We start from the raw sequence: 21,880 nt of genomic DNA on the forward strand, positions 1-21,880 counted from the left end.
CCATGAACTGCGCGCTGATTCGCCCAAACGAGCGTGCCCTATCTTCCGGCAGAAGTCGTCGGTGCCGGCTGGCTTGGCTCCAGTTTGCGGCCGAGATCGACGGTGTCACGCAGCACGTCGATATGCGAGCGCCGCGGGGTGCCGGCGGCAGGCTGCTGGTCCTCCACACCGAATCCAGGATTTTTTTGCCCAGGTGCGGGTGGCACACCGTTTCCGTTACCTGTCTTTGGCTCAACCTATTCAGGTTGGGCTGAGCCTCCCCCGATACGCCACGATCAGGCCGATCAACGGCATCGAAATTTCCACATCGAAGCAGAATTGCCCGTCCCGTTCCGTTTCGAAGCTCGAGCCTTTGGGAAGGAGGAAGCCGGGCATTGGAATACCCAGCAGCGACCATCGTCTCGGAACCAGGGTCAGACGATCGCCGTCCACCACCACAGCCAACGCGAAGGACGCGATCCCAAACCGTTCCACCAGAAGATGCTGGTCCCTCCCAGTGCCGGCCGACTGAATCGAAGAAAAACACTTGCCGTCGAAACTACGGATCCAGTGTTCAGAGCGGTTCTCGGGCGAAAATGTCACCGTGACCGGCACCCGTGGCGCAGCTTTCGGGAAGCCGACAAGCGCCGCCACGAACGCGGCCGCCGGGCGGCGACCGCGTCGTACCTCGGCGAAGCCCGTCCATTGGCGGGTGGCGGTGCTGCCATGCAGATCCTGAAGGCGCGGAGCAAGTGAGGAGAAGGCGGATCCGAGAATCCCGCAGTACAGGGGCGCAACGATCTCGTGTCCCCGAAACCCGGTGAATATCTTCCGGCTTTGGAACAGCGCCTCATAGTCTGCAAGCTCAAGGGCGCGAACCCCGGACCGTGCTCCGGCCTCCGGACGAGTGCCCGCCAGCAATTTACGGATGATCGCTTCGATGGCCATCGATGGGATGTATGGTCCGTCATCCCCTTCGGCCAAAAGATGCCAGCTCCGTTCGGCGTCCTGCCCATCCGTGGTGCCGTACGCGCTGACGAACATACCGCCGCGATGCTCGCCAAAACGCATTCGGTTGAGCACCGCGTAGAAGAGACGCGAGAAAGGTTCCAGCGACGAGAGCCTGAACCTCGCGCGCGCCTTCGCCAGGAGGTTGAGTGTCCGGTGCAAGATTTCCGGGACTGGCCCGGCTCCCATCCAGATATCGGTCATTGAGGGATGCTCGGGCGGGATGACCTGCAAGTCCGGCACGTCCACCAGCGAGAAACGGATGTTCCGGAGCGGCAGCCGGCCCGGCACCGCGATGGTGAAGCGCATGCTTTCAGCCAGAGCGATGCCATGCGATTGCACCCCATGTCGTCGCAGCTTCACCGAAGCGCCGGCATAGCCCACCACCGCACGCATGACGTTGAGGCCGATTCCGGCATACGGCGAAGGGGCGATGCCGCCTTTCACAGAGACGATGTCCATCGTCTTCGCCATCTCGCGCAGGACGGCGGCGGTCAGCACAGGAAAGCTGCTGATGCCCGATAGAATGAATATGCCTGCGTCCTTTGCTTGCGCGTCGAACTGAGGCACGCCGAACACAAAGTCGGCGGCGTCGGCAAAGTCGAGATAGTCGATGCCAGCGTCGATGCAGGCCGAAGTCACACGATAGCGATTGGTCCCATAATGTTGGAACGGCCCGGACGCGTCGACGACCAGATTGGGCCGTTGCGCGCGCAGGCCGGCCACAATTTCTGCGCGATCAAGCGCAAGCGGCCGAACCCGGGCCCGCCCTCTGTAACGCGCGCAGAACGCCTCGGCGCGAGAGAAGTCGCGGCCGCAGATGATGAGTTCAATCTCCGGTATGTCGGATAGAAGCTCCACCAGGCGCCCGCCGAAAACGCCGTATCCGCCCAGGATCAGGATCCTCATGCGTGCTTTCAAACGTTTCCGCTTTTCAGCGACAGAACCGTCGCAATTTTCGGTTTGCGGTAGGGCAATTTTCGAAAGCCGCTTGACATTGATCGCACCAGCTTATCGAGGTTATTGAGAACTCTTTCGGTTTTTTGTGAGACTGCGCACCGGATATTTGCGGTATTGGCATGCTCCGGCGCGCCAATCCGCTTTATGCTTCGGGTCGTTCCAGTTTTCGGCCGAGATCGACGGCGTCACGCAGCACGCCGATATGCGAGCGCGGCGGGGTGCCGGCGGCTGCCGCGACCTCGACGCCGGTCGCCTCCAGCGACCAGTAGAGCCTGTGCGTGAAGATGCGGCCAAGCGAACTGCGCAGTTCGACCTGAATGTTCTCCACGCCGGGGCCGAAATTTTCGGCCATCGGTCCTGAGATCGGGTCGCCGGTCAGCCAGCCATTACCCCTGTCGAAGATGTTGGTCCAGCGCGTCGCGGCAAACACCGCACCATGATGCACCGCCCGCTGCGGCTTGCCCGAACGGCTGCGCCCTTCCTGATAGAGGACGGTTCCACCGGCCGCCGTCTCGGCGATCGGCGGGCATGCCGAGAACAGCCGCTCAGCTATGCTGCGCCTGAATTCGGCGAGATTGTAGGTCACCAGAAATTCGCTGTGGGTCAGCGGACTGCCGAGCGTGACGAAATCGCTGATCTTCCAAGGGGCGTCGCCGGCGCGGAGGTGGCGGTAGAGCTCCCATTGGGCGCGCCGGAATCCGGAAAAATCATCCAATTTGTCGGGCCACGCAGAACCATCTGACTTGAGCGTAGCCTTGTCGACGGCGCGGATCGCTTTCAGTCTCGCCTTGTCGCGGAGGGCTTCCAGCTTTCGTGGCCTGAAATCGGCCCACAATATCTGCAGCAGATCATAGGCGATGATTGACCCCAGGCTGTGCGAGACCAGTACGATGCGGTCGTAGCCGTCGTCCACCATGAGGCGCCTCAACAGTGTCAGGCCACGGTCGCGGACAAGCGCGCGCTTCTCGACCGTTGCCGCTTCAGCCCGCACATAGGCGGCCACATCACCGAAATAAGGAAGACCAAACCGGTCCACCGCCCAGACGACGAACGAGGCCAGGATCGTGGCGAGCATGCCCGTGATCCAGGAAATACACCCTTGCAAGGCCGACGTCGCGAGCACGAACGCCGCGACCAAGACTGTTATGACTGCCAGAAGCGTAACGACATAGAGCCCGCGGGCGTCGCGCGGAATGTCGGCGGGCTTGCGCCAGAGCAGATTTGTCACCCAGGCCGCAAGCCGGCCCCGCGTCGTGCCTTGCGTGATGTCGGCCCAGTAAAGCTCGTAGAAATCAGTGCGGCGGCCATCGACATCATAAGGGGTGGTGATCCGGCGAAGTTCGTGCGAGTTCGTCCGGCTGTCAGGCGTGATCCAGCTCTGGTTGATCTTGTCGCCGCCTGGGTTGGCCGGATCCGCGACATGGGCATAAAACGGCGCGCGGGCGGAATCATGGCTCCAAACAGCCTGAACAAATTCCCTCAGCGTGCCCATCGGTCGCTGTTCGCCCATGCCATGCACGATGACCACGGCCTGGCTGAGCTTGCGCGGCGCCTTTCCGGGGGCCGGCAGGTTGGCCTTCGCGGGCGAGCCGGACTTGGTCGGCGAAGCGACAGGCTGGGGGCCAGACACCGGTGCCTCCGTTGGTGACAAATCCGTCCATCGGAACAGAACTTGCCCATCGTAGTGCTGAATCCGAAGCAAGTGCAAAAAGCGTCGCAGATATCTGTCGCAAATCGCCGACTTTTTGCGGGAGGGTTTTGCGACAGGAATTTGTTGAAGAGTTCAACGCTGGCGATTTTGTCGCGAAACTTAGGACTGTGACATCCGGCGCCGTTTGTCGCGCCGCCATGAAGCATCGGCAAGCCGCCGTTGCCGACAGCCGCCTGATCCGCTACTCCGTCCTCCCGGGCAGCACGTCGTTCAATCCCGCAAGTCAGGCATAGCGCCTGCTTCACAGCCAGTACGAAAGAGAACACATATGCCTCATAACCCCACCTCCGCCAGCCACGCGGCTTCAAGCGCGCCGCGCATCCGCGACTGGTCGCTGTCCTGGCAGATCGGGGCGGTCGGCCTGGGAACCCTATTTCTGGCATTGGCGTCTTACATCGAAGTGCCTATGGTTCCGGTGCCCGTGACCATGCAGACCTTTGCGGTCACCCTGATCGGCGCGGTCTATGGCTGGAGACTCGGCGCGGCCACGATCGTTGCATGGTTGGTCGAAGGCGCGATCGGGTTGCCGGTTCTATCTGGGGGCGCTGCCGGTGCGCATCACTTTGTCGGCCCGACCGCCGGATACCTCTTTGCTTTCCCCGTGGTCGGCGCGCTCACGGGATGGCTGGCGGAGCGCGGCTGGAACGGCAACCGCCCCTGGCTGGCGTTCGTCTCCATGCTCCTGGGCAACGCGCTTTGCCTCGTGCTGGGCGCAGCATGGCTTTCCATCGCCATTGGCATCGAACAGGCAATTGTCCACGGCGTCACGCCGTTCCTGATCGGCGGGGCGCTCAAGTCGGCATTGGCCGCGGTGACGCTCAAGCTCATGACCCGCGCGCAAAAATGACCGTCTGGCTGCGGCCGCACCATCTCCTTTGCCTGCTGACTTACGCAGGCAAGGGTTACAGCGCTGCGTTCGTCGCCAATTTCGACGCGATCGCGGCTCGGCTCTCCGCAGGCGAACACATCCTGATCGTCTCCGGGCCTGACGATATTTGCGCGCCCCTGCTCGGTGAGGCGGAGCCGCACTGCCTTCGCGACAGCGTGACGGAGCGCGACCGTCAGGCGGCGGCCAGTGTTGGTACGCTTCTGGGGTACTCGATTGCCGAGGACATGGAACTTCAGCTCCATCCCTCGCTTCTGCGAACTATGCGCGATGCGTTCTCTTCGGGCCGCACCCGGGGTGCTTGCGGCGGGTGCGAGTGGTTTGACCTTTGCAGTTCAATCGCCGCTTCAGACTATGGAACGGTGGCACTCCGGTGAAAGGCAACGCTCGCAGTGCGACGATTGTCGGGGTCGCCAACCCGGATCAGTGATCCATGGCCTTGACGATCTCTTCGGTCATCTTCTTGGCGTCGCCGAGCAGCATCATGGTGCCGTCCTTGTAGAACAGCGTGTTGTCAATGCCGGCATAGCCGGAGCCGAGCGAGCGCTTGACGAACAGACAGGTGCGAGCCTTGTCGACATCGAGGATCGGCATGCCGTAGATCGGCGACGACTTGTCGTCGCGGGCGGACGGGTTGGTGACGTCGTTGGCGCCGATGACATAGGCGACGTCGGCCTGCGCGAATTCGGAGTTGATGTCCTCGAGCTCAAACACTTCGTCGTAAGGCACGTTGGCTTCGGCCAGGAGCACGTTCATGTGGCCGGGCATGCGGCCGGCGACCGGATGAATGGCGTATTTCACGTCGACGCCATTGGCCTTGAGCTTGTCGGCCATCTCGCGCAGCGCGTGCTGCGCCTGGGCGACCGCCATGCCGTAACCAGGCACGATGACGACCTTCTGCGCGTTCATCATCAGATAGGCGGCATCGTCGGCCGAACCCTGCTTGACCGTGCGCTCGATGCCGTCGTCGGCAGTGGCGGACGTCTCGCCGCCGAAGCCGCCGAGGATGACCGAGATGAACGACCGGTTCATGCCCTTGCACATGATGTAGGACAGGATCGCTCCGGACGAGCCGACCAGCGCGCCGGTGATGATCAGAGCCAGATTGCCGAGCGTGAAGCCGAGTGCCGCAGCCGCCCAGCCCGAATAGGAATTCAGCATCGAGACGACCACCGGCATGTCGGCGCCGCCGATCGGGATGATGAGAAGAACGCCAAGGACAAGCGATGCCGCCACGATCAGCCAGAACACCAGCTTGGACTCGGTGGTGACGAGCAGCACGATCAGCACGATCAGTCCGATGCCGAGGGCGGCGTTGATGAAATGGCGGCCGCCGATCATGATCGGCTTGCCCGACATGCGGCCGTCGAGCTTGAGGAAAGCGATGACCGAGCCGGTGAAGGTGATGGCGCCGATGGCGACGCCGAGGCTCATCTCGATCAGCGCCTGGGCGTGGATGTCGGCGACCGTGCCGATGTCAAAACTTTCCGGCGCATAGACGGCGGCAGCCGCCACCATGACGGCGGCAAGGCCAACCAGCGAATGGAAGGCGGCGACCAGCTGCGGCATCGAGGTCATGGCGATGCGCCGTGCGGTGACCGCGCCGACCGAGCCGCCGATCAAAAGGCCGAGCACGATGAGGCCGAAGCCTCCCGCCGAAGGGGTCGCCAGCGCCAGCGTGGTGGCAATGGCGATGCCCATGCCGATCATGCCGTACATGTTGCCCTGGCGGCTCGTGGTCGGGTGCGACAGGCCGCGCAACGCCAGGATGAACAGGATGCCGGAGACCAGATAGAGGAAGGAGGCGAAGTTGGCGTTCATGGCGCTCTACTTGTCCTTCTTCTTGTACATCGCCAGCATGCGCTGGGTGACGAGAAAGCCGCCGAAGATGTTGACCGAGACCAGCATCAGCGCGACGAAACCGAAGCCGGTGGCGATGCCGGACGCCGAGATGCCGACGGCAAGCAGCGCGCCGACGACGATGACCGAGGAAATGGCGTTGGTGACGGCCATCAGCGGCGTGTGCAGCGCCGGCGTCACCGACCAGACGACGTAATAGCCGACAAAGATCGCCAGCACGAAAATGGCGAAGCGGAAGACGAACGGATCGATTGCCCCGCCGGACAGCGCGTGCGCGGCGTCGCCCGCCGCATCGGTGCCGCCTGGAGCTGTGGCCAGATCCTGCACAGCGAGCCGGACGGCGGCGGTAGCCTGGTCGAGCTGGTCGAGGGCTTTCTGCAAGGTCTGGTCCATCACGCGATCCCTTTCGACTTATTAGCGGGCGATTTGGGTGCGGCAGCTTTCCTGGATGCGGCAGCTTTCTTTGGCAGGGCTGGATTTTTTGCAGCGGCGGGCTTCGCAGGCTCGGCCGAGGCGATCATCACCGCCGGCTTGCCGGCGAAGGCCGGATGCACGACCTGGCCGCCATCGGTCAGCATCGTCGCCTTGGCCAATTCGTCGTCGCGGTTGATGGCAAGCGTCTTGGTGGTCTTGTCGACCAGCGTCTCGAGGAACGCAAACAGGTTCCTGGCATAGAGCAGCGAGGCGGAGGCAGCGACGCGGCCCGGCACGTTGATATGGCCGACGATTTTCACGCCGTTGACCGTGGTCACCACCTGCCCGGGCACGGCGCCCTCGACATTGCCGCCGCGCTCGACCGCCAGGTCGACGATCACCGAGCCCGGCTTCATCGAGGCGACCATCGCGGCCGAAACGAGCTTCGGCGCCGGACGGCCGGGAATCAGCGCCGTGGTGATGACGATGTCCTGCTTGGCGATGTGCTCGGCAGTCAGCGCGGCTTGCTTGGCCTGGTATTCCCTAGACATTTCCTTGGCGTAGCCGCCAGCCGTCTCGGCCGCCTTGAACTCCTCATCCTCGACTGCCAGGAACTTTGCGCCGAGCGAGGCGACCTGTTCCTTGGCGGCGGGACGCACGTCGGTGGCGGTGACCACGGCACCGAGACGACGCGCAGTAGCGATCGCCTGCAGGCCGGCGACGCCGACGCCCATGACGAAAGCTTTCGCCGCCGGCACCGTGCCCGCCGCCGTCATCATCATCGGCAGCGCCCGGTCATATTCGGCAGCCGCGTCGATCACCGCCTGATAGCCGGCGAGGTTGGCCTGGCTGGACAGGACATCCATCGATTGGGCGCGCGTGATGCGCGGCATGAACTCCATCGAGAAGGCCGTGACGCCGGCCCTTGCCAGAGCATCGACCGCAGCATCGTTGCCATAGGGATCGATGATGGCGATGACGGCACTGCCCGGGCGATAGGCCTTCAGCTCCGCCTCATCAGGCCGGCGCACCTTCAGCACCACATCAGCCTTGGCGACATCGCCGGCCTTACCGATCGCAGCGCCGGCCTTGGCGAACTCCTCGTCGGGAATGCGCGATGCCGTGCCGGCGCCGCTTTCGACGATGACGTCAAACCCCAGCCCCGCCAGCCGCTTCACCGTGTCGGGCGAGGCAGCAACGCGCGGCTCGTTCGCATCGAGCTCACGAGGGATGAAAACCGTCTGTCCCACCGCATGATCCTTTCGGCTGGAACCTGTCTGCGCAGGACGCCGACCGAACTTCCGGCGATGTCGCGGGCAAGGGGGTTTTGAAGAATTTTACCGGAGAATGAAAGCGCCGACGGCGAGGATCAGAACGAACAGGACAAAGCCCGAGAAGAAGCCGCCCGCAAAGAAACCGAAAGCCATTGCCAGAAGCACGGCGGCGCAAAACAGCGACCCGTATTTGGCGAGCATGATAAAGCCGGCATAGGTGCGGTCGTGCTCGGCATAGTCCATCTTCGCGCCTAGTTCGACAGGACCGGTCGGCGAGTGATCAGCCATAGGAATACCCCTTCGAAGACATCTTTCAGGCACATAGCGAAAAGCCAGGCCGAGGGCAATGGCGCTATTGCCGCATCGCTGGAGACAACAGCCTCAAAAGAAAATTGGAGCCGCCAGATGCAGGATGTCGTTTCGGAGGCGCTCGCGGCTGCCGCCTCGCGCTTGCTTTCCGGCTAACGCGCCGCGCCTGCCGACATTTTCAGCCGGCGAGTTGCGGAAACAGCCCAAGCAGGCCGACGACGATCAGGTAGAGCGCGACGATGTAGTTGAGGAGTCGCGGCATCACCAGGATCAGCACGCCGGCAATCAGCGAGATCAACGGAGTGAGTGCGAGCGTGGGAATGGTCATGTCGGGTTCCTTTCGGTAGAATTTCCGCCGAAGCGATCCAGATTGACGTCGTCCGCGCACCACCGGCGCGCCTCCCAGAACGCCGAAGCGGCCTGAAAGCTCCAGCCGCGCTCTAAATTTGCCAATTGTCAGGCGGCTTCGCGGTAGTATTTGGCGGTCGGCAGAATGGTCAGCGGCGCGAGTTCACCGGCACTGGGTGTCTCAAACAGCATGCGCTGCTCCATCGGCGTCGACCGAAAGAATGGGAACCGGGAGAAAGACCGTTCGCGAATGGCGCTGACGTCGGCTCGGTAGAGCACGACCTTGTAATTCAGGCCCGGATAATTGCGTAACTCGCCAATTTGCTCGGAACAGTAAATGCGACGATAGAAGCCTGCATGTTCCGGGCGGATGGTGGAGAGACAATAAGGCGCGTCGAAGTAGAAGCATGCCATGCCAGCGAGGCGCAGCGTCAGATACGGAATTTGCGGATAGACCCGCGACCAGTCCGGATCGGCGGCAAAGCGGCTGGGATCGGCAAAATGCAGACCAGACGCCAGCATAGGGCGCAATATGTCGCCATAAACCGTCGTGGAAGGCGACTGCGGCGTGGCGCTGCAGGCATGGTGAATACGCAGCGTACTGACCAGAACGCCGTCGATATAGATTCCGAACTTGGAACAATTGGCCGCTTCGTCGAGCTCGTCATGCACAATATGGTCGGGATTCTCCGGGACCATATCGCTCAGACGGTAAGATTTGTAGCGCAACCTGTAAATGTCTTCGAGATCTTCGCCCTTGTCGCAGCGGCGATATTCCGTCCGCTCGAGCATCGCCGAGACGTTCCTGGCAAAGCCGGACATATCGTCAGACGCATTAGTCCCGTCCGCACCCGCCGCTTGGCGAGGTGAAGTCAACTCGACAATCATCAACTCGTTCCCCGCAACTGCCGCCGCGATCAACACTACGGCAGGGCCGTATGTTGTAAAGATGAAAACAAGATAGAAATCATTTACCGGCTATTAAGGTTAATAATCGGAAGAATTATACTAAAGTACCAGGTCTTCCGGCGAAATCAGCGATGCGTCGCCTTGCTGGCCGTCTTGATGTCCTTGGCGAAGGGCCAGACCGTGCTCGCCATCGTTTCGATACCGGATGCGCTGAGCGCCGAGCCGAACAGGAATCCCTGGACCAGGTCCGGCTTGACCTGCAAGGCCAGGATCTTGAGCTGCTCGAAAGTCTCGACGCCCTCGACTGTCACCGAAAGCCCCAGCGGCCGTGACAGATTGACGATGCCCTTGAGCAGTTCGAGCGAACGGCTGTTCTGGGTGACGTCCATCAGGAATGAACGGTCGATCTTGATCTTGTCGAGCGGCAGTTTGTGGAGATAACTCAGGCTCGAATAGCCGGTGCCGAAATCGTCGAGCGCGATGCGCACGCCAAGCCGCTTCAATTCCTCGATATACTGACGCGTCAGCGACTTGTCGTCGAGCAGCGCCGTCTCGGTGACCTCGATCTCCAGGCGGCCGGCGGCGAGGCCGGAGCTGGCGAGCGCATCGCGAACCTTTTGCACAACGTCGCGGTTGCGAAAGTCCTTGGCCGAGAGATTGACCGAGACACTGGTCCGTGCTGGCCATTTGGCGCATTCGACGCACGCCGCATGCAGGACGAAGGTGCTGATCTCGGAGATGATGCCCATTTCCTCCGCCAGCGGAATGAAGATGCTGGGCGAGATCGGTCCGAGATCGGGGTGGTCCCAACGGCACAGCGCCTCGCAGCTGGCTATGCGCATCGTGCTCATCGCCACGATCGGCTGGTAAACCACCCGCAACCCCTTGCTTTCCACCGCAGTGCGCAGATCCGCCTTCATCAGCTGACGGTTGCGGAAAGCGGCATCCATCGATGCCTCGAACAGCCGCCAGGTGTTCTTGCCGAGTTCCTTGGCTTTGTAGAGCGCCAGGTCCGCCTTGACGATCATGGCGTCGACATCGGTATCCCTGACCCGCGACAGCACCGCGCCACCGCTGGCCTGGATACGCAGTCCGTGGCCGGCGACGTCGACCTCGCCCTGCAGTTCAATGAAAATCCCGTCGATTTGGCTGGTCAGGTGGCTCTCGTCCTCAACGCGGTCGAAGAAGGCCATGAACTCGTCGCCGCCGAAACGGCTGATGGTGACGCCTGGTCCGGCGATCGCTGCCAGCCGCTCCGCGACGGCGTAGATCAATCCGTCGCCGACCGGGTGGCCAAGCGTGTCGTTGACGCTCTTGAAGTCGTCGAGGTCGAGCACGGCGAGCCCGCAGAGACGCTCGAGGTCACCGGATGCCATGGCCTCTCCGATCAGCTCGTGGAAATAGGCGCGGTTGGGCAGGCCGGTGAGGCTGTCGTAGCGCGCCATGAAGCGGATCTTGCCTTCTGCCTCGACGCGGGCCGTCACATCCTCGAAGGTGATGACGCCCAGTTCCTGGCTGCCCTCACGCGCCGAGAACTCATAGTGCTGCCCGTTCGCGAGCGAGACGAGAACCTTGCGGTCGCGGCCCTCGCGCAGGGCGCGCGTAAGCTGGGCTTCGATGTAGCGGCAGTCCTTCGGCGCCAGCATGCCGCCGGCAACGCCGCGCATCAGCAGGCCGTGGATCGATCGCCCGAGCAGCGCGTCGGGCGACTTGAGCGACATCAGATGCGCGGCTTCGGCGTTGGCCACCACCACCCGGCCGTCAGGGCCGAGCATGACAAGCCCGTGCGACATGGTGTTCAGCGCCCGATTGAAGCGCTGGGCGAGGCGGTTCGCCTTCTTCTCTTCGGACAAAGCGGCGAAAAGCACCTCCCTGACCACATCGGCGAAGCGTTTGATCGCGAATAGGAAGGGAGCCGACATCAGACCGAGGATCACATGGTAGACATCGCCACGCAGGATAAAGCCCAGCGAGATCGACCACGTCATGGTCATGATGAAGATCATGACCATCCTCGGGGAGCCGTAATTGCGGCCGGCGATCGCCGTGGCGGACGCCAGCGTAACGCAGACAGCGGCGATTTCGGCATAGTTGTCATGCGCCAAGTAGATGCCGGCGAAACAGAAGGCGCCCAGCATGAAACCATGCATGGAGCCGTAGAAAATGTAATCATTTTCGCGGCGGCGCGCCTCCTCCCAATTCCTGGGTGACGGGGCGTGGCGGTATTTTCTGATGTTACGCAGGCGTAGAAATGCGACGATCAGAAATCCGGCGACCACCGCAATGTAGATCGGATCCCTGGTCTTCCAGTAGACCAGGGCGACCAGCAGGGTTTGGGCAAAGAATCCAATCGAAAGCGTCAGGCTGTCGCGGAACAGAGTTTCCACGAACGGAATGTAGACGTCGACCGGGATCTCGTTTTTTCTTTTCAGATTCACGCCTGAGTCCCACCCTGGGGAGGCAAGCTGTGTCACATCAGCCTTAAGAAAGATTTAGAGAGGCGGTTCCGGGCCTCACCATCAGGTCGGCTAACGCCAGGGAAGCTACCCTTCAGGTAAACAAGACAGATCGATCACTCGGCGGCCTGGAGTTCCGGCCGAGCCGGTGTCTTCGCCAGCCGATCGAGCAGCCTCAGGCGCTCGCCGGCGGCCTTTTCGGCGCTGGCCCGCCTGACGTGACCATAGCCGCGAATGAGTGCCGGCACCGAGGCAAGCGCTGCCGCGGCCTCGACCTTGCCTGGCGCCAGCGCGCCGGCGACAAGCTCCAGGTCGGCCTCGTACTGCGCAAGAAGCTGCCGTTCCATACGCCTTTCGGAGCTGTAGCCGAACACATCAAAGACCGTGCCGCGCAAGCCTTTCATCGCTGCCAGCAGGCGGAATCCCTTCATCATCCAGGGACCGAAGCTCGACTTCCTCGGCTTGCCGTCCTTGCCGCGCCTGGCCATGATCGGCGGCGCGAGATGGAATTCGAGTTTATCGTAGCTCTGGAACTGCTTGCCCAGTTCAGCGGCAAAGGAGCCATCGGTGTAGAGCCTTGCGACCTCGTATTCGTCCTTGATCGCCATCAGCTTGAACAGGTTCCTCGCGGCGGCTTCGGTCACATCAGTCGAATCGGGCGCCACGCTGGCTTCGGCCTTGCGCAGCACGGCCACTCTGTCGGCATAGCGCTTGCCATAAGCGGCGTTCTGATAGGCGGTGAGGAAGGCGACGCGGCGGGCGATGACGTCATCGAGCGTCTCGGCGACAGCGGTGTTCTGTGCAGCCGTGCCCGGCTGGACGACGAGGGCGCGCACGAAATCCGGCTGGTGGGAGGCGCGGCGGCCCCAGCGGAAGGCTGAGACGTTCATCGCCACCGACTGGCCGTTGAGCTCGATCGCCTTTTCGACTGCCTCGGCAGACAGCGGCAAACCGCCATGCTGAAAGGCGAAGCCGAGCATGAACATGTTGGCGCCGAGCGAGCTGCCGAACAGCGCGGTGGCGGTGCGGGTGGCATCGAAAAAATGCGCCTTGTCGTCGCCGGCGGCAGTGCGGATCGCCTTTTTCAGCCGCTCAACGGGCAGCGAGAAATCGGCCGACCGGGTAAACTCGCCGGGCATGATCTCCGCGGTGTTGGCGAGGAAGATCGTGTGGCCTTCGCGCACCGCGGCGAGCACCTTTTGGGCGCCCGACACGACGAGGTCGCAGCCAAGCACAAGGTCTGCCTTGCCGGCCGAAACGCGGATGGCATGGATATCGTCCGGGTTGCGCGCGATGCGGACATGGGTGAACACCGAGCCGCCCTTCTGGGCAAGGCCGGCCATGTCGATCATGCCGCAGCCCTTGTCTTCGAGATGAGCCGCCATGCCAAGCACCGCGCCGATGGTGACGACGCCGGTGCCGCCGACGCCGTCGATGATCGCCGCCCAGCCTTGGTCGCCGAGCGGGAATTCCGCGGGCGCGGGCACGCCGTCGAGCGGATCGGTGGTGCCGGCCATACCCTCGGCCTTCCTGATCTTGGCGCCATGCACGGTGACGAAGGACGGACAGAAGCCGTTGATGCAGGAGAAATCCTTGTTGCAGCTCGACTGATCGATCTTGCGCTTGCGGCCGAATTCGGTCTCGACCGGCTGGATCGACACACAATTCGACTGCACCCCACAATCGCCGCAGCCTTCGCAGACCAGTTCGTTGATGAAGACGCGCTTGTCGGGATCGGGGAAGGTGCCGCGCTTGCGGCGGCGGCGCTTTTCGGCGGCGCAGGTCTGGTCGTAGATCAGCACGGATGTGCCTCTGACCGCGCGCAATTCGCGCTGCACGAGGTCGAGGTCGTCGCGGTGATGGATGGTGGCGCCGGCGGGGAATTCGACCTTGCCGGTATATTTGGCCGGTTCGTCGGTGACGATGGCGATCCGCCCGACGCCCTCGGCCCGCACCTGCCTGGCGATCATGTCCACGGTCAGGCCACCCTCGTGCGGCTGGCCGCCGGTCATGGCGACGGCGTCATTGTAGAGGATCTTGTAGGTGATGTTGGCGTCGGTCGACAGCGCGAAGCGGATCGCCAGCGCGCCGGAGTGGTTGTAGGTGCCGTCGCCGAGATTCTGGAAGATGTGGTCGCGCTTCGAGAACGGCGCCTGGCCGACCCATTGCGCGCCCTCACCGCCCATGGCGGTGAAACCTACGGTGTCGCGATCCATCCACAGCGCCATGAAATGGCAGCCGATGCCAGCGGCGGCGAGCGAGCCGTCGGGCACCTTGGTCGAGGAATTGTGCGGACAGCCGGAGCAGAAGAAGGGCGTGCGCGAGGCAATGTCTGTTGTCTCGGCGAGCATCGCCTGGAACTGGCGAAGTTTCGCCACCCGCGCGGCGATCTCGTCCGACGGACCGATCGTCCGCAAGATTCTCTCGCCGAGCGCGATGGCGATGTCGTTGGGATCGAGCGCGCCCTTGGCCGGGAACAGCCCGTCGCCGCGCTCGTCCCTCTTGCCGACGATGACCGGCTGCATGGCGGTGCCGTAAAGGTTCTCGCGCAGTTGCACCTCGATCAGCGAGCGTTTCTCCTCGACGACGACAATGGTGTCGAGGCCGCGAGCGAAGTCGGCGATGTGCTGCAGGTCGAGCGGCCACGGGCAGCCAACCTTGAACAGCCTGATACCGATGCGGTTGGCGGCGGCTTCGTCGACGCCGATGTCTTCCAGCGCCTGGCGAACGTCGAGATAGCTCTTGCCGACGGTGACGATGCCAAGCTTCGGGCCACTGCCGCCGGAATAGACGATCCGATTCAGCCCATTGGCGTGGATAAAGGCCGAAGCGGCGGCGCGTTTGTATTCATGCAGTCGCTCCTCCTGGCCGAGCATGTCGATCTCGTTGCGGATGTTGAGGCCGCCGGGCGGCATCTCGAAGTCTGGGACGACGATATCAAGCCGTTCGAGCGCGGCATCGACCGAAGCCGTCGATTCGATGTTGTCCTTGACGCATTTGATCGCCGCCCAGGTGCCGGCGAAGCGCGACATGGCAATGCCATAGAGCCCATAGTCGATGATCTCCTGGACCCCGGCCGGATTGAGGATCGGCACCATGGTGTCGACAAACAGGAACTCGGTCGCGTGCGCGTTGGTCGAGGATTCGGCCATGTGGTCGTCGCCCATCAGGGCGAGCACGCCGCCATGTCTTGACGAGCCGGCAAGATTGGCATGGCGGAAGACGTCGCCGGAGCGGTCGACGCCCGGTCCCTTGCCGTACCAGACCGAAAAGACGCCGTCATGCGTGCCCTCGCCCAGCAATTCGGCCTGCTGCGATCCCCAGCAGGCGGTGGCCGCGAGTTCCTCGTTGAGGCCGGGCTGGAAGACGATGTCCGACTGGGCGAGCTGCTTCCTGGCCTTCCAAAGCTGCATGTCGAGGCCGCCGAGCGGCGAGCCGCGATAGCCGGAGACGAAGCCACCGGTGTTCAGGCCAACCCGGCGGTCGCGCTCGCGCTGCATCAAAAGCATTCGGATGACCGCCTGCGCGCCGGAAAGGAAGATGCGCTCCTTTCGCAGGTCGAACTTGTCGTCGAGCGCGACATCATGCAGCGTCATCAGGCATTTCCTCTGCGGAGGCCGCAGTTCGAGCGCAGCCAACGTCGGAGTTGGAGGCTGCAGTGTTTCTCCCCTTGCCGGGCAGGTCAAACAAAATCGAAGATGCCAGGCGAAGCGCAACAAACGATCCGGTCCACGCCCGATTCTGTAAGAAACGCGCACCAATTGGTCCGTTAGCGCCAAGAATATTCCGGCCGCGACCGATACCGGCGATGTCGCGTCAGCCGGCCTTCGAACAGTCGGGCTTGGGCGCGCCCGGCAGCTTGCCGTCCGGATGGCCGGCAAGCTCTGGATTGGGCGTATAGAGCTGATCGATGACCAGCGGCCGGTCGGGCAGGACCGATTGGTCCTGCGTCGACATCAGCGTGGTGTCGATCTTCTGGAGGATTGCACCGTTGGCATCCTTGATGCTGATCGATATCGCATAGAGCTTGTCCTTGACGATGCAGGAAAGCGCCGGGCTCTCCAGCGACACCTTGCCGAGCTTCGGCCAGACTTTCTGTTCGACGATCAGCGGCTCGCCGCCTGCTGGGTTCTGGAAGCTGGCGACCGCCGCCTGTCCTTCTCCCATCGGCTGCAGCGGTCTCAGCGTGACGACAAAGGTTGCCCTTGCGAGGCGATAATTGAAGACGACCAGCCTGCCGGAAATCTCGAACAATCTGCCTTCGCCGTCCTTCCCGGTATCGCGGCAGGCGCCGAGCGTTGCCGCGGCCACGAGCATGGCGCCGACAACGATCAGGCGCAAGATTTTCCTAGACATTGGCGGTCCCTCTGGCTGCCGTTCGGCGGCGATAGTGGCGACTTGCCTTCTGGCGGTTGCCGCACACCGCCATGTCGCACCAACGACGGCTGGAATTGCGGCTTCGGTCGAGAAACAACCAGCTGCAATTGGGGCAGATCCTCAGCCTTGCGACGGTGTCAGCCTGCAGCAGCGACAGTGCGGAAACCGCCAGTGCCGCCTCGAAGGCGATGGGCGTCGCCGGCTCGCCGAACGGCCGTCCCGGCGCACCGATCTCGGTGCGGCCGTCCGCGAGACCGTCGGCGCAGGCCTTCAGGAAGCCCGGTAGATCGCCTGTAGTGACCGCGCCCTTCGACACCGCACGACGAAACAGCCGGTCGGTCGTCTCGCGGATCGCCAGCACGACCGGCGCGATCTTGTCCGGGAACGGCGCTTCGAGCCGCCTGCCGCCAAGCTCGGCGGCGCGAAAGACGCTCGCCGTGTCGGCGAAACGGGCGATCTCCGCCGGATCTTTGAACCGGTCGAAGGTTTTCCGGGGATCGCCGCGCAGCACGACGGTGTTCGCCGTGTCGAGCGCAAGAAGGCCGCCAGTGAAGCGGTGCGGGGTCCAGGAAACCGTCATGGGCGCTATTTCTAACCGATAAGCTGCGTTTGACAAGTTAGATTGCCGATGCAAATCTGCTCCGCACGGACGCGGTTCTCCGCGATCCAAGGACATTGGCATGCTCTATTTCATCCAGCAGGTGCTGAACGGGCTGCATTCCGGCGCGCTCTATGCCCTGCTCGCCTTCGGCTATGTGCTGACCAACGGCATCCTGCACCGGACGAACCTCGCCTATGGGGCGCTGTTCGCCTTTTGCGGACAGACGATGATCCTCACCGCGGCCTTCGGCTATCAGGCCCTGTGGCTGACCCTGTTCGCGGCCGTCGCGCTCGGTATTGTCGCGGCGTTCCTGTATGCGGGGCTGATCAGCCATGTCCTGTCGCGCAGCATCTTCGAGCCGCTGGCCGACCGCACGCCCAATGCGATCGTGGTGACGACGCTGGGCATATTGCTGCTGCTGTCGGAGGCAAGCCGCATCGCCGCTGACACGCATGATCTGTGGCTGCCGCCAATGCTGGCCCAGCCCATCATTTTTGCGAACGGGGCCAACTTCAATGCCACCCTGACGCTTATCCAATTGCTCGACTGCGGGATCGTCGTGGCAACCATTGTGCTCGCCTCCTGGGCGTTCGCCCGCTCGAGTTTCGGCCGGCGCTGGCGCGCCGTGTCCGACGACCCCAAAGCCGCCGCCATGTGCGGCGTCGACGTGCGCGCGGTGTTTCGGCACGCGGTGCTCGCCGGCGGCCTTTGCGCGGCGCTGGCCGGTGTGCTCGCCGGCCTCTACTATGGCAACATCAGCTTCGGCTCCGGCCTGGTCTACGGGCTGAAAATCCTGTTCGTGACGGCGGTGGGCGGCTATCTCTCGCCGTTGCGGGCAGCACTTGGCGCTGCCGCTTTCGGCATGGCCGAATCGCTGTGGGCCGGCTATTTTCCGGTCGAGTGGCGCGACGCCTGGATGTATCTGTTCCTCGTCGCCATGCTGGTGCTGATCGGCGCCGGGCGAGACCAGAGCAAGATCGTCTGACTGCGCCAACCCGGCTAGCGTTGGCTGCCACTTTGATTTTTGCGCATGATCCCTTCCGCGGCTGTTTCGCCCCTTCCCCATCCCACAAGATTGTTTTACTCGGTCTGCCCTGTGTTGACCCGCCGGGCCACGCACGGCATACCGTTGGGCCACATCAAAGCGGCGGAAAACAAGCGGGAATCGACGCGCCGCTAATTCTTTGAGTCACGCACCGTGCTTTCCGAAAATCGAGACCGATTTTCGGGCCGATGCGTAAAGGGAGGAATGTATGGCAGGGCTTCTCACTCTATCCAGAACCATAGACCGTGTGAACGAGTTCATCGGAAAATGGGTGTCGTGGCTGATCCTGCTGGCAGTCCTGGTCAGTGCCGCCAATGCGGTCATCCGAAAGACGTTCGACATGTCGTCGAACGCCTGGCTGGAACTGCAGTGGTATTTGTTCGGCGCCGCCTTCATGCTGGCCGCCGCCTACACGCTCAAGCAGAACGACCATATCCGCATCGACGTCGTCTACGGCATGTTCTCGCGCCGCGTGCAGCACTGGATCGACCTCTTCGGTCACCTCTTTTTCCTGATGCCGTTCGTCACGCTGATGGTGATCTATTTCGTTCCCTATGTGTCGCTGTCGTTTCGCAGCGGCGAAATGTCGAACAATTCGGGCGGGCTGATCATCTGGCCGGCGAAGGCGATCCTGCTGGCCGGCTTTTTCCTGCTCGCGCTGCAGGGCGTCTCGGAGATCATCAAGAAGATCGCCATCATGCGCGGCGACATGGACGATCCCACCCCGTTCATATCGGTGCATGAGCAGGCCGAACTCGAAGCCAAGGCGCTTGCCGAAGAGGTGCGCTCGTGATCGAGTTCATCGCCCAGAACATGGCGCCGATCATGTTCGCCTCGCTGGTCATCTTCCTGCTGATCGGCTACCCGGTCGCCTTCTCACTCGCCGCCAACGGCCTGCTGTTCTTCTTCATCGGTGTTGTGCTGTCACCCTATTCGGGCGGATCGATCAATCTCGCCTGGCCGCTGCTGCACGCGCTGCCGGACAATTTCTACGGCAGCCGGGTAATGTCGAACGACACGCTGCTGGCCATCCCGTTCTTCACCTTCATGGGCATCGTGCTCGAACGATCGGGCATGGCCGAGGACCTGCTCGATACGATCGGCCAATTGTTCGGGCCGATCCGCGGCGGCCTCGCCTATGCCGTGATCTTCGTCGGCGCGCTGCTTGCCGCAACCACGGGGGTGGTGGCTGCCTCCGTCATCGCCATGGGCCTGATCTCGCTGCCGATCATGCTGCGCTACGGCTATGACCGCCGTGTGGCATCCGGCGTCATCGCCGCGTCGGGCACGCTCGCCCAGATCATTCCGCCGTCGCTGGTGCTGATCGTTCTGGCCGACCAGCTCGGCCGCTCGGTCGGCGACATGTATGCGGGTGCGCTGATCCCGGGGATGGTTCTGACCGGCCTTTATACGATGTATATCGTGATCATGTCGATCATTCGGCCGAACTCGATGCCGGCGCTGCCACTTGAGGCCCGCACCCTCGGCCACGGTGTCCTGTCGCTGCTGGTCGCGGTGCTGGCGGCAATCGTGGTTTCCTACGCGGCCTATCGCTATCTGGCGCCCTCGCAGGGCCAAAACGCCGACATCCTCGGCGCCACCATCGGCGTGATCTCCATCTATGTCGTGGCAATCGCCGACCAGCGCCTGAAGATCAACATGATGTCGCGGCTGGCTCAGCAGGTGATCATCGTGCTGATCCCGCCACTGGCGCTGATCTTCCTGGTGTTGGGCACCATCTTCCTCGGCATCGCCACGCCGACCGAAGGCGGCGCCATGGGCGCTGTCGGCGCGCTGATCATGGCAGCGATGAAGGGACGGCTGTCGCTGGACGTGATCAAGCAGGCGCTGGCGTCGACGACGCGGCTATCCTCCTTCGTGCTGTTCATCCTGATCGGCGCGCGAGTGTTCTCGCTCACTTTCTACGGTGTCAACGGCCATATCTGGGTCGAACACCTCCTGACATCGCTGCCGGGCGGCGAGATCGGTTTCCTGATCGGCGTCAACATCCTCGTCTTCCTGCTCGCCTTCTTCCTCGATTTCTTCGAGCTCGCCTTCATCATCGTGCCGCTTTTGGCGCCGGCCGCCGACAAGCTCGGAATCGACCTGATCTGGTTCGGCGTGCTGCTCGGCGTCAACATGCAGACCAGCTTCATGCACCCGCCATTCGGCTTCGCGCTGTTCTACCTGCGTTCGGTCGCCGCCCGGGTGCCCTATCTCGATCGCCTCACCGGCAAAAAGATCGCGCCGGTAACCACCGGCCAGATCTATTGGGGGGCGGTGCCCTTCGTTTGCATCCAGGTGATCATGATCGGCTTGACCATCGCCTTCCCGCAAATGGTGATGCACTACAAGGGCACGGCAGCGGACCCGGGCACGATCGACTACCAGGTGCCGGAAACGCCGAGCCTGTCGCCGCTCGGCGTTCCGCCTGCGGATGGCGGCACGGCGCCGACTGCGCCTGCACCGGATCTGTCGCAGCCGCCGAATTTCGGTGAAACGCCGGCTGCCAAGCCGGCAGCGCCAGCGCCCAATCTGTCCCAACCACCGAGTTTCAATTGACGCCGGAGGCTCTACAGACATGAAAGCGGTGCGGCTGGAGGGCGTCGGCAGCATCGCCCTTCGGGAGGTCGACAAGCCCGTGGCCGGGCCGGACGATCTCCTGGTACGGATCGAGGCCTGCGGCGTCTGCGGCACCGACCGGCATCTTTTCCATGGCGAATTTCCCTGTACGCCGCCGGTGACGCTCGGACATGAATTCTCCGGGATCGTCGAGGCGATTGGAACCGCCGTGTCCGGCTTTTCGGTCGGCGATCGCGTCACCGGCGATCCCAACATCGCCTGCGGGCACTGTCCGCACTGCCACGCCGGTCGCATCAATCTGTGCCATAATCTGGTTGCCGTCGGCATCCGCCGCGACGGCGGCTTCGCCGAATATGTCGTGCTGCCTCACAAGCAGGCCTTCCTCCTCCCGAAAGACCTGAGGCCGACGCATGGCGCGTTCTGCGAGCCGCTTGGCTGCTGCCTGCATGGCGTGGACCTGGCGCAGATCAGACCCGGCTCCTCGGTCGCCGTGCTTGGCGGCGGCGTGATCGGCCTGCTCACCGTGCAACTGGCGAGGCTTGCCGGCGCGACGACAATCATCCTGTCGACGCGCCAGGCCTCGCGGCGTGCCCTTGCAGAAGAATTGGGCGCAACAGCGACGGTCGATCCAACCGTTTGCGACATCATCGACACGGTCGTCGGTCCGTCGGGCCTCCTGCCGGGTGGTGTCGATGTGGTGTTCGAATGTGCCGGCGTAAGGGACACGGTCGAGCAATCGATGCGGCTCGCCAGGGCCGGTGGCACGGTTGTCGTCGTCGGCGTGATGCCTCAAGGCATGAAGGCCGAATTCGAGCCTTTCGACCTGTTGTTCCGGGAATTGAGGGTGCTGGGGTCGTTCCTCAATCCGTTTACGCATCGCCGGGCTGCCGATCTCATCGCCTCGGGTGCGATCGAGATCGACAAGCTCATCTCCCGGCAGGTGACGCTTGAGGATGCGGCTGCGGTGATCGCCAATCCGCCTGCGCCAGGCGAGGTCAAGGTGCTGGTGGTACCGGGCTGATCAGAAAATAGAATCGCTTCGGGGGGGGCCCCCCCCCGCAGCGCCGCGGGGGGGCGCGGGGTGTAGTGTTTTTTGAGGGGGGGGGGGGCGCCGAAAAAGTAGGGGTTTTTTTTTATATGGGGACGCCCCCCCCGAGCGG

18 protein-coding genes are annotated in these 21,880 nt (G+C 63.0%); 6 read left to right on the top strand and 12 right to left on the bottom strand.

Translation table 11 applies throughout. The features are described from left to right. Positions 1-240 precede the first annotated feature (240 nt). Together AC0L2M_RS32150 and AC0L2M_RS32155 are read right to left on the bottom strand one after the other, a co-directional pair. Complete coding sequence (locus AC0L2M_RS32150; RefSeq protein ID WP_473536957.1) at positions 241-1,896, bottom strand: DUF4166 domain-containing protein; 1,656 nt, start codon at positions 1,894-1,896, stop codon at positions 241-243. A gap of 193 nt (positions 1,897-2,089) precedes the next feature. Further along, the gene (locus AC0L2M_RS32155; protein WP_473536958.1) at positions 2,090-3,577 is read right to left on the bottom strand and encodes a hypothetical protein; all 1,488 of its coding nucleotides are present in this window, start codon (positions 3,575-3,577) and stop codon (positions 2,090-2,092) included. Between the two features lie 349 nt (positions 3,578-3,926). On the opposite strand from AC0L2M_RS32155, the gene AC0L2M_RS32160 reads away from it, so the two are divergent. Further along, positions 3,927-4,505 (top strand): biotin transporter BioY, encoded by a 579-nt coding sequence (locus AC0L2M_RS32160; protein WP_473536959.1) that lies wholly within the window; start codon positions 3,927-3,929, stop codon positions 4,503-4,505. After that, on the top strand, positions 4,502-4,921 hold the full coding sequence (locus tag AC0L2M_RS32165) for a DUF1284 domain-containing protein (RefSeq protein ID WP_473523236.1): 420 nt from the start codon (positions 4,502-4,504) through the stop codon (positions 4,919-4,921). Before AC0L2M_RS32160 ends, AC0L2M_RS32165 begins: the two co-directional genes overlap by 4 nt. 46 nt (positions 4,922-4,967) lie before the next feature. Here AC0L2M_RS32165 and AC0L2M_RS32170 read toward each other — a convergent pair whose 3' ends face one another. The 10 genes from AC0L2M_RS32170 to AC0L2M_RS32215 all read right to left on the bottom strand — a co-directional run bounded on the left by AC0L2M_RS32170 (position 4,968) and on the right by AC0L2M_RS32215 (position 17,071). Further along, positions 4,968-6,365: an NAD(P)(+) transhydrogenase (Re/Si-specific) subunit beta gene (locus AC0L2M_RS32170; protein ID WP_023796795.1), complete on the bottom strand. Its 1,398-nt coding sequence runs from the start codon at positions 6,363-6,365 to the stop codon at positions 4,968-4,970. A 6-nt stretch (positions 6,366-6,371) separates the two neighbouring features. Then, positions 6,372-6,797, bottom strand: a complete 426-nt coding sequence (locus AC0L2M_RS32175; protein ID WP_029347614.1) for an NAD(P) transhydrogenase subunit alpha part 2 — start codon at positions 6,795-6,797, stop codon at positions 6,372-6,374. Then, complete coding sequence (locus AC0L2M_RS32180) at positions 6,797-8,068, bottom strand: Re/Si-specific NAD(P)(+) transhydrogenase subunit alpha (protein WP_473476389.1); 1,272 nt, start codon at positions 8,066-8,068, stop codon at positions 6,797-6,799. Before AC0L2M_RS32180 ends, AC0L2M_RS32175 begins: the two co-directional genes overlap by 1 nt. A gap of 87 nt (positions 8,069-8,155) precedes the next feature. Continuing rightward, on the bottom strand, positions 8,156-8,380 hold the full coding sequence (locus AC0L2M_RS32185; protein WP_023796798.1) for an aa3-type cytochrome c oxidase subunit IV: 225 nt from the start codon (positions 8,378-8,380) through the stop codon (positions 8,156-8,158). Positions 8,381-8,579: 199 nt separating this feature from the next. Then, on the bottom strand, positions 8,580-8,729 hold the full coding sequence (locus tag AC0L2M_RS32190; RefSeq protein WP_023796799.1) for a DUF3096 domain-containing protein: 150 nt from the start codon (positions 8,727-8,729) through the stop codon (positions 8,580-8,582). Between the two features lie 128 nt (positions 8,730-8,857). After that, the gene (locus AC0L2M_RS32195) at positions 8,858-9,637 is read right to left on the bottom strand and encodes an N-acyl amino acid synthase FeeM domain-containing protein (RefSeq protein WP_023796800.1); all 780 of its coding nucleotides are present in this window, start codon (positions 9,635-9,637) and stop codon (positions 8,858-8,860) included. Between the two features lie 146 nt (positions 9,638-9,783). Then, positions 9,784-12,096, bottom strand: a complete 2,313-nt coding sequence (locus AC0L2M_RS32200; RefSeq protein WP_128168379.1) for a putative bifunctional diguanylate cyclase/phosphodiesterase — start codon at positions 12,094-12,096, stop codon at positions 9,784-9,786. A gap of 134 nt (positions 12,097-12,230) precedes the next feature. Next, positions 12,231-15,710: an indolepyruvate ferredoxin oxidoreductase family protein gene (locus AC0L2M_RS32205; RefSeq protein ID WP_473536960.1), complete on the bottom strand. Its 3,480-nt coding sequence runs from the start codon at positions 15,708-15,710 to the stop codon at positions 12,231-12,233. Positions 15,711-15,930: 220 nt separating this feature from the next. Further along, positions 15,931-16,470 (bottom strand): hypothetical protein, encoded by a 540-nt coding sequence (locus AC0L2M_RS32210; protein WP_473536961.1) that lies wholly within the window; start codon positions 16,468-16,470, stop codon positions 15,931-15,933. Beyond that, a complete protein-coding gene (locus AC0L2M_RS32215; protein ID WP_091592713.1) occupies positions 16,463-17,071 on the bottom strand; it encodes a CGNR zinc finger domain-containing protein in 609 nt (202 codons plus the stop codon). Before AC0L2M_RS32215 ends, AC0L2M_RS32210 begins: the two co-directional genes overlap by 8 nt. Before the next feature lie 100 nt (positions 17,072-17,171). Between AC0L2M_RS32215 and AC0L2M_RS32220 the strand changes: the two genes are divergently transcribed. The 4 genes from AC0L2M_RS32220 (at position 17,172) to AC0L2M_RS32235 (ending at position 21,741) form a co-directional block, all read left to right on the top strand. Next, the gene (locus tag AC0L2M_RS32220) at positions 17,172-18,077 is read left to right on the top strand and encodes a branched-chain amino acid ABC transporter permease (protein WP_473536962.1); all 906 of its coding nucleotides are present in this window, start codon (positions 17,172-17,174) and stop codon (positions 18,075-18,077) included. 268 nt (positions 18,078-18,345) lie between these two features. Then, positions 18,346-18,930 (top strand): TRAP transporter small permease subunit, encoded by a 585-nt coding sequence (locus AC0L2M_RS32225; protein WP_023796806.1) that lies wholly within the window; start codon positions 18,346-18,348, stop codon positions 18,928-18,930. Next, complete coding sequence (locus AC0L2M_RS32230) at positions 18,927-20,699, top strand: TRAP transporter large permease (protein WP_287226730.1); 1,773 nt, start codon at positions 18,927-18,929, stop codon at positions 20,697-20,699. Before AC0L2M_RS32225 ends, AC0L2M_RS32230 begins: the two co-directional genes overlap by 4 nt. A gap of 19 nt (positions 20,700-20,718) precedes the next feature. Next, entirely contained in the window at positions 20,719-21,741 is a 1,023-nt protein-coding gene (locus AC0L2M_RS32235; protein ID WP_473536964.1) for a zinc-dependent alcohol dehydrogenase family protein, read from the top strand. Positions 21,742-21,880 lie beyond the last annotated feature (139 nt).

It is taken from the genome of Mesorhizobium sp. WSM4806 (genome assembly GCF_055811635.1).

Excerpts from the sequence above, each read along its gene's own strand:
- AC0L2M_RS32215 (WP_091592713.1), bottom strand. The coding sequence starts at position 17,071 with ATGACGGTTTCCTGGACCCCGCACCGCTTCACTGGCGGCCTTCTTGCG.
- AC0L2M_RS32170 (WP_023796795.1), bottom strand. The coding sequence starts at position 6,365 with ATGAACGCCAACTTCGCCTCCTTCCTCTATCTGGTCTCCGGCATCCTG.
- AC0L2M_RS32190 (WP_023796799.1), bottom strand. The coding sequence starts at position 8,729 with ATGACCATTCCCACGCTCGCACTCACTCCGTTGATCTCGCTGATTGCC.
- AC0L2M_RS32235 (WP_473536964.1), top strand. The coding sequence starts at position 20,719 with ATGAAAGCGGTGCGGCTGGAGGGCGTCGGCAGCATCGCCCTTCGGGAG.
- AC0L2M_RS32195 (WP_023796800.1), bottom strand. The coding sequence starts at position 9,637 with ATGATTGTCGAGTTGACTTCACCTCGCCAAGCGGCGGGTGCGGACGGG.
- AC0L2M_RS32150 (WP_473536957.1), bottom strand. The coding sequence starts at position 1,896 with ATGAGGATCCTGATCCTGGGCGGATACGGCGTTTTCGGCGGGCGCCTG.
- AC0L2M_RS32185 (WP_023796798.1), bottom strand. The coding sequence starts at position 8,380 with ATGGCTGATCACTCGCCGACCGGTCCTGTCGAACTAGGCGCGAAGATG.
- AC0L2M_RS32210 (WP_473536961.1), bottom strand. The coding sequence starts at position 16,470 with ATGTCTAGGAAAATCTTGCGCCTGATCGTTGTCGGCGCCATGCTCGTG.
- AC0L2M_RS32160 (WP_473536959.1), top strand. The coding sequence starts at position 3,927 with ATGCCTCATAACCCCACCTCCGCCAGCCACGCGGCTTCAAGCGCGCCG.
- AC0L2M_RS32225 (WP_023796806.1), top strand. The coding sequence starts at position 18,346 with ATGGCAGGGCTTCTCACTCTATCCAGAACCATAGACCGTGTGAACGAG.
- AC0L2M_RS32220 (WP_473536962.1), top strand. The coding sequence starts at position 17,172 with ATGCTCTATTTCATCCAGCAGGTGCTGAACGGGCTGCATTCCGGCGCG.
- AC0L2M_RS32205 (WP_473536960.1), bottom strand. The coding sequence starts at position 15,710 with ATGACGCTGCATGATGTCGCGCTCGACGACAAGTTCGACCTGCGAAAG.
- AC0L2M_RS32175 (WP_029347614.1), bottom strand. The coding sequence starts at position 6,797 with ATGGACCAGACCTTGCAGAAAGCCCTCGACCAGCTCGACCAGGCTACC.
- AC0L2M_RS32165 (WP_473523236.1), top strand. The coding sequence starts at position 4,502 with ATGACCGTCTGGCTGCGGCCGCACCATCTCCTTTGCCTGCTGACTTAC.